The 12,066-nt window shown below is 43.0% G+C and carries 9 protein-coding genes, 1 pseudogene and 1 riboswitch; of the genes and pseudogenes, 9 read left to right on the top strand and 1 reads right to left on the bottom strand.

Going from position 1 to position 12,066, the window contains the following annotated elements:
- The first annotated feature begins 458 nt into the window (after positions 1 to 458).
- The 9 genes from GCA01S_RS07795 (at position 459) to thiC (ending at position 11,379) form a co-directional block, all read left to right on the top strand.
- The gene (locus GCA01S_RS07795; RefSeq protein WP_311637899.1) at positions 459 to 2,156 is read left to right on the top strand and encodes a helix-turn-helix transcriptional regulator; all 1,698 of its coding nucleotides are present in this window, start codon (positions 459 to 461) and stop codon (positions 2,154 to 2,156) included.
- 227 nt (positions 2,157 to 2,383) lie between these two features.
- Positions 2,384 to 2,803: an ATP-binding protein gene (locus GCA01S_RS07790; RefSeq protein WP_042408799.1), complete on the top strand. Its 420-nt coding sequence runs from the start codon at positions 2,384 to 2,386 to the stop codon at positions 2,801 to 2,803.
- A 4-nt stretch (positions 2,804 to 2,807) separates the two neighbouring features.
- Positions 2,808 to 3,149 carry an STAS domain-containing protein gene (locus GCA01S_RS07785; RefSeq protein ID WP_026078381.1) on the top strand — a complete coding sequence of 114 codons (342 nt, stop codon included), beginning with the start codon at positions 2,808 to 2,810 and terminating at the stop codon, positions 3,147 to 3,149.
- Complete coding sequence (locus GCA01S_RS07780; RefSeq protein ID WP_042408797.1) at positions 3,146 to 4,672, top strand: SpoIIE family protein phosphatase; 1,527 nt, start codon at positions 3,146 to 3,148, stop codon at positions 4,670 to 4,672. Before GCA01S_RS07785 ends, GCA01S_RS07780 begins: the two co-directional genes overlap by 4 nt.
- A 123-nt stretch (positions 4,673 to 4,795) precedes the next feature.
- Positions 4,796 to 5,203 (top strand): RDD family protein, encoded by a 408-nt coding sequence (locus GCA01S_RS07775; protein WP_017434346.1) that lies wholly within the window; start codon positions 4,796 to 4,798, stop codon positions 5,201 to 5,203.
- 571 nt (positions 5,204 to 5,774) lie between these two features.
- Positions 5,775 to 7,196: an amino acid permease gene (locus tag GCA01S_RS07770; RefSeq protein ID WP_042408794.1), complete on the top strand. Its 1,422-nt coding sequence runs from the start codon at positions 5,775 to 5,777 to the stop codon at positions 7,194 to 7,196.
- 101 nt (positions 7,197 to 7,297) lie between these two features.
- Complete coding sequence (locus tag GCA01S_RS07765) at positions 7,298 to 7,723, top strand: DUF2935 domain-containing protein (protein WP_042408791.1); 426 nt, start codon at positions 7,298 to 7,300, stop codon at positions 7,721 to 7,723.
- A gap of 354 nt (positions 7,724 to 8,077) precedes the next feature.
- Positions 8,078 to 9,331: a methyl-accepting chemotaxis protein gene (locus GCA01S_RS07760; protein WP_042408789.1), complete on the top strand. Its 1,254-nt coding sequence runs from the start codon at positions 8,078 to 8,080 to the stop codon at positions 9,329 to 9,331.
- Positions 9,332 to 9,390: 59 nt separating this feature from the next.
- A riboswitch (TPP riboswitch) is annotated at positions 9,391 to 9,505 on the top strand.
- A 152-nt stretch (positions 9,506 to 9,657) separates the two neighbouring features.
- Positions 9,658 to 11,379 (top strand): phosphomethylpyrimidine synthase ThiC, encoded by a 1,722-nt coding sequence (gene thiC / locus GCA01S_RS07755; protein WP_042408786.1) that lies wholly within the window; start codon positions 9,658 to 9,660, stop codon positions 11,377 to 11,379.
- A 326-nt stretch (positions 11,380 to 11,705) separates the two neighbouring features.
- Here thiC and GCA01S_RS07750 read toward each other — a convergent pair.
- Positions 11,706 to 12,066: pseudogene (locus tag GCA01S_RS07750) on the bottom strand (amino acid permease); the annotation flags it as partial.

Below are 12,066 nucleotides of genomic sequence, written 5' to 3'. Positions count from 1 at the left end.
AAAAAATGGTAGCAAGAACGTTGCTGGTTTTTTGCCTGTCTTCTGTTTGAGCTATTCGATCTGCTGTTACAAGCATAAAACAATGAGGATGAACAAGGCTGCATCCTTTTAAAGATGGTTTTTTATATAGTCAGCGGTCTACGCATGCTGAGTGCGAGTGTGTAGCAAAGCTCGTGCAAAAAGAGGAAGCAGGCACCTTGTGTGGTGCCTGCTTCCTTATTTCATGGTAGCCTTTAGAAAGCTGTATCAATGTGCTACTTAATCCGCTTAAGCGCACGCAGTTTGCTTTCTTGTTCCAATGAGCGAAGGGGAAGGGTTTCTAAAATTTGATCTTGCCGTTTTTTGGATCCATCGTATGTAAAACTTCTCTTCTATTTCCTAAACTTGACTTCTTTATACTCGTCTGTCAATAATAAATAGGGATATAAAGATAAAAACGTAAGCGAGTTGAGGGGGAATTGAACATAAACAGTCTTTTGCAATGCGTTCAAGACGCATACGCGGCGTTGACAGGGTTAAGCATTATTATGTTTGATTTGCAGCACCAGCCAGTCACGAAAGTTTCTAATGTTACAGAGTTGGCAGAGCTTGTGTTGTTTTCCTCGGATGGAGTGGAAAAACTGCGTCCTTTCATCTGCATTTCGGAGAACGGTACGCAGTGGCGGCGGCCAATGATTGTTCAGACAGGATATTGGGGAGTTAAAGCGATTGTTGCTCCGGTGTTTGTGGAACAGAGAGTAGAGTATTGGATCTGGGCGGGAGCGTTTATTGAGGAGAAGACGAAGCTGGTCATCCGAGAGCAATGTGCCCATGTTCCTAATTCTGAAGCATGGATTCCGGCAATTGAACATGCAATAGAGCAACCGATATCGGCGGTGGAACAAAAGCTTCATGATATTGAAAAAATGTCATTAGTATGCAGCGAGCTAATTCACAGCGATAGACAAAAACAACAATACGAACGCTATTTTCGTTTGCTGGATTCGGCAGCCGACCGCGTGCGGCAGGTTTCGCTAAACGTAGATGATTTTCTACATCTATTGCAAAGAATAGATGATCATATTGACTTTTTGCTGTACATACAGCGACGGGACCGCGAGTGGATGGTTGCCAACGCTGTTGGCGAGAAAGCAGAACAGATGTGTGGAAAACCGATCAAAACCGCTTTCCCTCCGCTGTCAGACTCCCCATATCCACCTAGTGTCTCTTGTTTTGAAAATGCGGCACTAGATCCGCGCTTTTCGTTTTTTGTCACACACGGAATTAGACCTAAAGTTGTTTTGGCCTACCCGATTTTACGGGATGAGGCAATAGAAGGATGGATGGTGATGGGCAGCGAAACAACCAGTTCGTTGCCAAAAGCCGCAGCTCCGATTGGTTCTATTATGATCAAGTATTGGAGTTTATATACAAAATGCGAGTCTGCTTACGTCAAAATGGACCGCCATTTCATGAGGCTATCGATGCTCATCGAAATAGGCCGGGCGATGAACGTAATGAAAAACAATGAGGAAATTTTGCGGATGATGACTGATTTTGTGGCAGAGCTGGCCTATGGTAATTTTGCATTTACAGTGCTAAAGGACCGGAACAGAAACATTAAAGTGTATGGCGGTGCGGTTCCTGAAAGGGAAATTGCGGAATATTACGAAGATGTTTGTCATCGTTATTTCGAGGCAGAAGGTAAGTGGTCCAACAATATACCGACATTGCGGGAAACAAAGCTGGGAACAATAATGGAAATTCCGTTTTTTGTTCACGAACAGCTGCATGGAGTAATGTCTGTACATATGAAACATTTAGAAGATACGAAAGAAGCAGAAGCGTATGTAACCGCCCTCATAGGCGTCGGTACGATGATGATGAAACAAAACTATGATTATGTGCCAAAGCAGGAATTGAATATCGACATGCTTGCGGAACATCTAACCGCCCGGGAGATGGATGTACTCCATTTATTGGTTCAAGGATGCAGCAACCGTGAAATCGCGGATCGGCTGTTTATTAGCATTCATACCGTGAAAAATCATATTACAAATATTTTCCAAAAAATTGGAGTGAACGACCGCTCGCAGCTTATTGCTCTTGTTTATCAGCTAAACCATCGGAAAGAAAATCAACTGGGAACATCATTTGGTACAAGATCGATGAAATGATGTTCCTTTTTTTATTTTTTATACAGTAATTGGAATCGAATAAAGTTTATATTATAATGTTTGTAGTAAATAAGAACTATGTCTTTAGTCGTATAATTTGTCAATAATACGATGAAATAATATTTCAAGCTTGTTTTTCCTTGCGAAGGAAACGAGCTATATGTTTGGAGGTTGTCACTTTTGCAGGCAAAGGTGTCATGTAGCACATGGAAATAAGAGGAATACAGATGAAAAATGGGGCAGTGATCAAAAACATTTCGGTCACGAAAGATGCGGACATTGTGAAAGCCATGGAGATTACGGAACGGATAGCAAGCGGCATGGGGTTTTCATCGCGTGATTGCCTGTTTCTCCGATTGGCGACGGAGGAAGCATGCACAAACGCGTATGAATATTGCCAAAAAACCAATCAACTGCCTTTTAAAGTATTTTGGAAAGGGGAAAGGCAACATTTAATTATTGTCGTGAAACAACGAGGAAAGAAATTTGCCATCAAAAGAGAGGATGGGGTCAATAGAGGCTCGCGCGGCAGAGGATTGCAGCTAATTGCTCATATTGTTGACCACGTTTATGTCAAACAAAGAGGAAATTATGTTTTGTTTTATATGTGCAAATTCAAGAAAAATGAGCGATGGTTGGGGGAATAGAATGATGAGAACGAAACATGGAGCTATTCATGTTTTCACTTGGAACGAAGACATTACATTAAACAATACGGAACAGTTTCGCAAAGCGATGGCAAAGCTGATTGAAGAGCCAGCCGACCATCTTATATTAAATATGGAGCAAGTGAAATACATTAATAGCGCGGGCCTCGGCATTATTGCCGATGGAGTGATGACGGCGAGAAAACAGCAAAAAGAGCTGGTCGTTGCCGGTGTTCAAGGTTCCCTTCAGGAAATTTTTCATATCGTTAAGTTTTCTTCTTTTATTAAACTGTTTAAAACAGAAAAAGAGGCAATACATTATTTCGTGGAGAATGACAACATATGATTGGCAAGTTTTTAGAAAAAATAGAGAAAGAAAAAGGTTTTACATTAAAGGAATTACTGCAGCTTTTCGAAGAGCGAAACGTGCTCTGCAATAAAGCGGATCAAGTGTATTGGATCGCAACTTTGGCGGAGAGGCGGTTTATTTTTATTTCCGCATCCTGTGAAAAGATGTACGGGCTGCCGCCTGAAGCTTTCTATCAAGATGCAGAGCTATGGAAAAAAGTCGTTTACTCGGAAGATAAGGAAAAGCTGGAAAAAACGAGGTCCGTTCTTTGGAACGGGGAGAGCGTTGAGCAGGAATACCGCATTGTCCATCAGCAAAACGGGACGGTCCGCTGGGTTCTGGAGCAAGCGTTTCCCGTTTTCGGTGAAGCCGGGAATGTAGCGATGATAAGCGGAATTATTACCGATATTACCAAAATAAAAAAAATGGACGAGCAGTTGCTGCTGGCAGAAAAAGTATATGAACATACGCAGCAGGCGCTATTGATTACTGATGCACAGTTAGTGATTCAATTGGTTAATCCCGCTTTTACGAACATAACAGGATATGGAGCGGATATCATCGGTAAGTCGTTTCATGTGTTGTGTGCCGGCTATTATGATGAGCGGTTTTACAGCACTGTGAAGAAAACGACGATCGAAAAAGGAAAGTGGGCCGGAAAGATGCGGTGGCGCCGGAAAAACGGGAAAGCCTATGTTCAGCAGACGATTGTTACGGCCATTCGCGACTGCGAGGGGAAGATTATTTTTTATCTTTTTTTGCTTGCCGGCATGTGGCCAAACAACAAAACGGCAGCCACTGTAAAGGATGATTTAAAGCTGGCGAGGGAAGTGCAAAAACGTGTGCTAAGCAAACCGTTGACGGCCAGCCGTATTAATATTTATGGAATGTATATTCCTTCACGGGAATTAGGGGGCGATATGTATGCCTGGTACCGAATCGATGAAGAACGATATGGAATTTTTTTGATGGATGTCATGGGACAAGGAACGGCCGCATCGCTCATTTGTATGTCGGTCCGCTCTTTACTCAACGGAGTGATTCGCAAAGGTATTGATCCGCAAGAAGTATTTGGAGAGTTAAATAAACATATGCGGCAGCTGTATCATGAAAATGGACGAATGATGTATTATTTTACAGCTATTTATGTGCTGGTAAATACGAAGGAGAGATTTATTGAGTACGCTTCGGCAGGGCACCCCCCTGGATTTTTATTCCAGAAAAACGGTTTGGTGGAGGAGCTGGATCAGGGGTGTGCGCCGATTGGGTTACTGCCGCATCTTTACGTAGAAACCGGCAAGCTGCATTACGAGCCGGGAGCAACACTAGTGTTGTATTCGGACGGTGCGATCGAAGGAGCCAGCCGTTCAGTTTGCACAAATATCGAAAGGTTTCGTGAACAATTAAAGCCGCATATTCATTTAGACAGCAAAACCATGATAAAATTTATTCATAACCAGTTTGAAGAAAAAAGGGAGTTTCCGGATGATCTTTCGGTGGTGGTGGCAAAATTATGGTAAATCACTGTTGCCAATGAGACGGTGATCAAGTATCCTGAAGAAAATCTCACTTCCATGAATCGGATCCATTAGGAGTGAATACATTATTAGTAATGAAGGAAAAGATAGGGGGATGGCATATTAATGGTGAAAAACCCGGCGGGATTTTGGAAGCGGTTAGCGGCTAATTTATTAGATGGCATCATTGTCGGTATTCCTATTTCGTTGATCGGATATTTGATTACGAACAGCTGGGAGGAAAACTGGTTTACTTCATTGGCGAACATTGTTTATGCTTTAGTAGTGCCAGCGGTTTGGTCTGGATATACGGTAGGAAAAAGGCTGTTAGGCATTCGCATCGCCAAAGTCAATGGTGGAAAAGTCGGAATCGGAACGATGTTTTTACGGTCCGTTGTCGGCGGGCTCGTTTATGTCATCACACTTGGCATCGGGGTGATTATTAGCGCAATTATGGTGGCGGCGCGCGAAGACAAACGCTCGATCCATGACTTTATTGCCGGGACGTATGTGACGACGGAGAAGCCGGCATAATTGGATATTGTAATGAACATAAAAAAGGGTGTCTAAGACAATAGACACTCATTTTTTATTACACAGGATATAATTGTAAAAAAATGACTGGTTATTTTTCATAACAGCGGAGAAAAAATTGACAGATCTGATCGATCGATTCTCGGTTAGTTAGCTTACAAAGGATGTCAAACAGCAAATCTTATCCCAGATTGAAGGGTGGTTATATTTATCGAGAGATGAGCGATATCGTCCTTTTTCCGAGAGCGCTGGGGAAAATTCCACCAATTGCTTGCGCAAATAATTAAGGAAGGTCAATGAGCATGATCGAATCAGACATAGGCAACAAGTTTTTCAAATAAGTTGCTTATGTCTATTTTTATGTTTTGAAAATTATATACATAAGTTAATAAATATTGTAAATATACTTTTATGAGCGATAGAATAAGTATTTAGTTTATATTTTTAATATTCTAACAAAAAGTTTTTGCATTTCTTCTTTTTTTGATGTTAATATTAAAATAAATATAAATATTCTTTCTAATTTTTGTGAAGCGCTTACAAATAGATGGACGACAAGGGGAGATTGGCTATGCAGCAACCACAAGAATTACGGAGAGAATTAAAAAGCAGGCATTTATTTATGATTGCGCTTGGGGGAGTGATTGGTACAGGGTTATTTTTAGGTTCGGGTTACACGATACATGAAGCAGGACCAGGAGGAGCAATTGTCGCCTATTTATTCGGCGGGCTTGTTATGTATTTAACGATGCTATGTCTCGGGGAATTAGCCGTGGCATTGCCGGACGCGGGGTCTTATCAAACGTACGCGACAAAGTTTATTTCACCAGCAACAGGATATTGCATCGGTTGGCTGTCTTGGCTAAACTGGTCGGTTACGGTAGGGATTGAGTTGCTCACGGTAAGTATTTTGATGAAACGTTGGTTTCCAGACGTTCCATCTTGGGTTTGGTGCGTTATTTTTGCGGTGCTGTTGTTTTTGATTAACGCCTTATCGACACGCAGTTTTGCGGAAGTTGAATTTTGGTTTTCAAGTATTAAAGTAATAACAGTGATATTGTTTATTATTTTGGGATTAGCTGCGATGTTTGGCATTATTAGCATGAAAAACGGCCAACCAGCGCCAATGCTTTCCAATTTTACGGACCATGGCGGGCTATTTCCAAAGGGGCTTGGTGCTATTCTTGTGACAATGATCGTTGTTAATTTTTCGTTCCAAGGAACGGAATTGGTTGGTGTTGCGGCGGGAGAAAGCAAAGAGCCGGAAAAAACGGTGCCAAAAGCGATTCGCAACACGGTATGGCGCATTTTGCTTTTCTTTGTTCTAGCTATTTTTGTGCTTGCCGGGCTGTTCCCGTGGGAAAAGGCTGGTTTAGTTGAAAGCCCGTTCGTTGTTGTGTTTGATAGTATCGGAATCCCGTATGCGGCGGACATTATCAATTTTGTTATTATTACGGCAGTGTTATCGGTTGCCAATTCTGGCCTATATGCCACATCGCGTGTATTATGGTCGATGTCACGCCAAGGGATGGTTAGCCCGCTTTTTAGCAAACTATCGAAAAACGGTGTTCCGATTAACGCGCTTATCGCAAGTATGGTAATTGGATGCCTTTCCTTATTATGCAGCATTTACGCGGAAGATACGGTGTATGTTTGGTTAACGTCGATTGCAGGATTTGGCGCTGTGGCGGTGTGGGCGTCGATCGCTTTATCAAATTATTTAGGAAGAAAAGCATTTCTTCGCCAAGGTGGAGACGTTCGTGAACTAAAGTATAAAACACCGCTTTATCCATTTGTTCCGCTTCTTGCTTTTGCATCCAATCTAGTCATTATTATCAGTCTTGCGTTTATTCCAGACCAGCGCATGGCTCTATATTGCGGTATCCCATTTATCGTTGCTTGCTATGTTTATTATCATCTTGTGGCAAAAAGACAAATGAAGGAAATACATAGGGATCAAACAATAAACGCTAGAGAAGGCGTAAGAGCATGACACAAAGGTAAACGAAGTATACTAGCGGAGGATAAGCATATCTTTCCTCTTTTTCCCATACACATAAAACGAAAAAGATGAAAATAGGGGAGGGGGAAGGTATGCAATTTTATTATGGTCAGCAAATGCCGCTGCGTATTTTAGACGAAGCGGAATTTTGGAAACATCAAGAGGAGGAGCATACGGTCGTTATTCGCGAGCTTGTTAGCGGCTTGGAGCCGTCTTATGTCGAGGCGCTGAAAAAATGGGAAGAAGCGCTTTCTGCGACACATCAACAAGTAGTAAGGTACATTGAGTCGGTCATTCGCACGGGATATTACGTTCCTTATCAGCTTTACCAACAAGTGCTGCAGTTAGTATCTCATTGTTTGCAGCAAAGTCTTGATTTTATTAAGCTATGCCGACAAATAAAAACAGAAAGCAAAGCAGTAAGCCAAAATCCAACGGCAAGAGTGGTGCTGAACCATATTATTCGTGAGTCAGAATATTTTATTGGCATCGCGCAATTGTTATTATATAGAAAATAAAGGAAATGCCTATTCGCTTCGGATAGGCATTTTGCGTGTTTGGAAACGAGAGTGTTTAATAGGAAAGTAGTAATACAAAAATAATTCTCAGACACACGAAAGAAATTTACCACTTCTTTAGATGAAGAAGTGATTAAGCAACTAAAGCTGTTCAAGAGAATACAGATGCCAGCAAAATCATTGAGAAGTTAATCAAAGAGTCTTTACAAAAAATGTCGGACTCGCGAGAGGGTTAACCCCTTCTCCCGCCCGCCGCTCGCTCTCATCCCTATAGCTGAAAACTAGAGGGTTCTTGCTCGCATTCTGTAATTAATAGTAAAATTGTTTATATACAGAAAAAGGGAGGGGAGAGGGTTGTCGTTATATAGCTATATTTTACGCACGATGTTCGTTGTCATTCCTGGTACCGCTTTAATAATCATTGGTGTATGTTTAGGGAATGGCCTCCATGGCGCGGCATTTTGGTGGACATTTTCGATTACGGTATTACTTGGAGCCGTTGTTGGGGTCATTTCCGCTAGGTTGAATTATCGGCGATTTATCGCACCCATTGCTATTATCAATCATCATTTAGACAAAATGACAAATGGAGATTTGTCCACACGTGTTCCTATGAATGAAGTAAGACAATTAAAGCCGATCGCGCTCTCGCTCAATAACATGGCCCAAGCGTGGCAGGAAGTCATTGCCATCATTCAGCGCCATTCCGATGAGATGGCGCAATTTTCCGGACAGTTAACAGCCATCGCAGACCAGACGACGAAAGCAACGGAGCAAATTGCGTCAACAATGGAAACGATTTCCTTAAGTTCGGAACAGCAAGTGAAGACGGTGCAAGAAACGTCGCTAGCGATGAACGATATCTCTGATACGCTTATGCAAGTGGCGGCGAATACGAAGCACGTATCAACGAACGTAAATGAAACATCGGCAAAAGCGCAATCCGGAAAACAGTCGATTTCACAAATGCAAGAGCAAATGCAGTTTATTTATGAGCATGTCCAATCGCTTGGACAAGTTATCAAAGGTCTTGGAGAGCGTTCGAATGAAATCGGTCAAATTACGCAAGTGATTACAGGGATTGCTTCGCAAACGAATTTACTTGCTTTAAATGCGGCGATTGAGGCGGCAAGAGCCGGGGAGCAAGGAAAAGGGTTCGCCGTTGTGGCGGATGAAGTCCGCAAATTGGCGGAACAGTCTGCTCAGTCCGCACAGCAAATTTCGCAGCTGATCGGCTATATCCAAGAAGAAACGGAAAAAGCGATCGAATCGATGGGAACAGTAGTTAGCGAAGTATCACAAGGGCTCGATGTTGCGCAAACGGCTGGACAATCGTTTGAACAAATCCGCCAATCCATCAGCGAAGTCAATGCCCAAATCGAACAAGTATCCACAGCGATCGAGCAAATGACGGAAAACGCGCAACGGGTAGCTGCATCCATTGAGGACATGACAGAGATTGTGGAACAATCTTCTTCCGGAGCAGCGAATATTTCGGCGGCGACACAAGAACAAATGGCATCGATGGAGGAAATTGCTGCGTCCGCCTCATCGTTAAGCAAAATGGCGGAAGATATGCAAACGATGTTAAAGCGGTTTACGGTATAAAACTATTTACATTGCTTGATAAACGTGTTAATATTAAGAAAAATTAAATAGCTTTATCGCTTATCTACTAGGGGAGTCCAATAGCTTGGACTGAGAAAAGAACGCGCTTAAGTTCTTTGACCCTTTGAACCTGATCTGGGTTATGCCAGCGTAGGGAAGTAGATAGCGGAAGTGTATGTGTTTGTTGCGTACGTTTCGCTATTGGCATTCCATCGGGTTCTCTTAGAGAACCCGATTTTTATTTCCGTATATGGTCTCCTACCTCGCCCTGCGTTTTGGTGTAACTTCAGGTCCTCACCACTATTTTGAAGGAGGAGAAAAGTTACATGCAAAACATTCCGTCTTTTATGCAGTTTCCCGCTAGTAAAAAGGTGTATGTCGAAGGTTCACGTCCAGATATTCGTGTTCCAATGAGGGAAATTACGTTAAGTCCGACGAAGACAGAAACAGGAATCAGCGAAAATGAACCTGTTCGTGTTTATGACACAACTGGTCCTTACACCGATCCTGATTTTCAGCCGGACATTCAAAAAGGATTGCCGCCGCTAAGAAAACGCTGGATTTTAGAAAGGGAGGACGTTGAAGAATACGAGGGTCGTCCAGTGAAACCGGAAGATAACGGATTCCGTAATGGGAAACAACCAGAGATTATTCTGCCTTTCGAGAGAAAACCGCTGCGCGCAAAAAAAGGAAAAACCGTTACGCAAATGCATTACGCAAAACGAGGGATTATTACACCGGAGATGGAATTTGTTGCGATTCGTGAAAATATCGATCCGGAAATCGTACGCCAAGAAGTTGCCGCAGGCAGAGCGATCATTCCTTCGAATATTAACCATCCGGAAAGTGAACCGATGATTATCGGGAGTCGTTTTCATGTAAAAATTAACGCGAATATCGGCAACTCCGCAGTAACATCATCCATTGAAGAAGAAGTAGAAAAAATGCTTTGGGCGGTGCGCTGGGGAGCAGACACGATTATGGACTTATCGACGGGAAAACATATTCATGCGACACGAGAATATATTATTCGCAACTCCCCAGTGCCTGTCGGGACGGTTCCGATTTATCAGGCGCTCGAAAAAGTAAACGGCGTCGTCGAAGACTTAACGTGGGAAATTTACCGTGATACGTTGATCGAGCAGGCGGAACAAGGGGTAGACTATTTTACGATTCACGCGGGGGTGCTGCTTCGTTACATACCGATGACGGTAAACCGAACGACTGGCATTGTTTCACGCGGCGGCTCGATTATGGCGCAATGGTGTTTAGCCCATCATGAAGAAAACTTCTTATACACGCATTTCGAAGAAATATGCGAGATTTTAAAAACGTATGATATCGCTGTATCGCTTGGGGACGGGCTGCGGCCAGGCTCGATTGCCGATGCCAATGACGAAGCGCAGTTTGCCGAATTAGAAACGCTCGGAGAATTGACGGAAATCGCGTGGAAGCATGATGTGCAAGTGATGATTGAAGGTCCGGGGCATGTGCCGATGCATAAAATTAAGGAAAACGTTGACAAGCAAGTGGAAATTTGCAAAGGAGCGCCGTTTTATACGCTAGGTCCGCTCACGACCGACATCGCTCCGGGATATGACCATATTACATCGGCGATTGGCGCGGCGATCATCGGCGCGTATGGAACGGCCATGCTTTGTTATGTCACGCCGAAAGAACATTTAGGCCTGCCAAATAAAGAAGATGTGCGCGAAGGAGTCATCGCTTATAAAATCGCTGCCCATGCCGCTGATTTGGCAAAAGGACATCCAGGCGCGCAGCAGCGGGATGATGCGCTATCGAAAGCACGCTTTGAGTTTCGCTGGAATGACCAGTTCAACCTTTCGCTTGATCCAGATCGCGCTCGAGAATATCATGATGAAACATTGCCGGCGGAAGGAGCGAAAATCGCCCACTTTTGTTCCATGTGCGGGCCGAAATTTTGCTCGATGAAAATTTCGCATGATTTGCAACGAGCGGTTAAAGAAGAAGGGATGAAACAAAAAGCGAAGGAGTTTGTCGAACATGGTTCCTCCCTTTACCAATAAGGGATAGGTGTTGCAAAAGAACATTTCCGAGTTGAAAGAGAAAACTTTGGCTCTGGTTCAACGGATTACCGTGTTTTGATAAAAGGATTTAGAAAATGTTTTGAAATTAAGTCGTTTTAGAGTAATGTGTGAAAACGGCGTAAATGATCATCTGTTTCCTTGTCAGGGAATGAAAGGTGCTAACACCTCCATTCTCTGACAAGGTCAGAAAGCAAAACGTGTTTAACAAAAATGGCCATTAACCAAACTTGGTTATTTTCATACAATCGATTAGAAGTAAAATTACATACGGAGGTTTCTGTTTTCTTAACATAATGCCACTTCTTCTATTTCATCTCTAAGTTGCATTCTTGTAATGAAATAACTTTTGTTTTTTTCACGAATTTATAGCCGAGCCAGACGATGATGAAAAGAGGCAAGCCGATATAAGAAACAAGCGCTCCATACCAGTCGATCGTCCCGCCAATCAACGACGGGTAATTTTGCCCTAAAATCACTACCAAGCAAAGAACAAAAGCAAATACCGGACCGAATGGGAACCATTTTGCCTTATATGGTAAATCATCAAGACTTTTTCCTTGTGCCACATACGCTTTGCGGAAACGGTAATGGCTGATGGCGATGCCAAGCCAGGCGATAAATCCCCCCATTCCCGAGGCATTAAGCAGCCACGTATACACAACCCCG

This window comes from Parageobacillus caldoxylosilyticus NBRC 107762 (genome assembly GCF_000632715.1).
Lineage (GTDB): Bacteria > Bacillota > Bacilli > Bacillales > Anoxybacillaceae > Saccharococcus > Saccharococcus caldoxylosilyticus.
This window is presented reverse-complemented; position numbering and strand designations above follow the sequence as displayed.

What these genes read in the sequence shown, in the direction of transcription:
- GCA01S_RS07775 (WP_017434346.1), top strand. Translation starts at nt 4,796, where the DNA reads ATGGTGAAAAACCCGGCGGGATTTTGGAAGCGGTTAGCGGCTAATTTA.
- GCA01S_RS07785 (WP_026078381.1), top strand. Translation starts at nt 2,808, where the DNA reads ATGAGAACGAAACATGGAGCTATTCATGTTTTCACTTGGAACGAAGAC.
- GCA01S_RS07770 (WP_042408794.1), top strand. Translation starts at nt 5,775, where the DNA reads ATGCAGCAACCACAAGAATTACGGAGAGAATTAAAAAGCAGGCATTTA.
- GCA01S_RS07780 (WP_042408797.1), top strand. Translation starts at nt 3,146, where the DNA reads ATGATTGGCAAGTTTTTAGAAAAAATAGAGAAAGAAAAAGGTTTTACA.
- thiC (WP_042408786.1), top strand. Translation starts at nt 9,658, where the DNA reads ATGCAAAACATTCCGTCTTTTATGCAGTTTCCCGCTAGTAAAAAGGTG.
- GCA01S_RS07790 (WP_042408799.1), top strand. Translation starts at nt 2,384, where the DNA reads ATGAAAAATGGGGCAGTGATCAAAAACATTTCGGTCACGAAAGATGCG.
- GCA01S_RS07765 (WP_042408791.1), top strand. Translation starts at nt 7,298, where the DNA reads ATGCAATTTTATTATGGTCAGCAAATGCCGCTGCGTATTTTAGACGAA.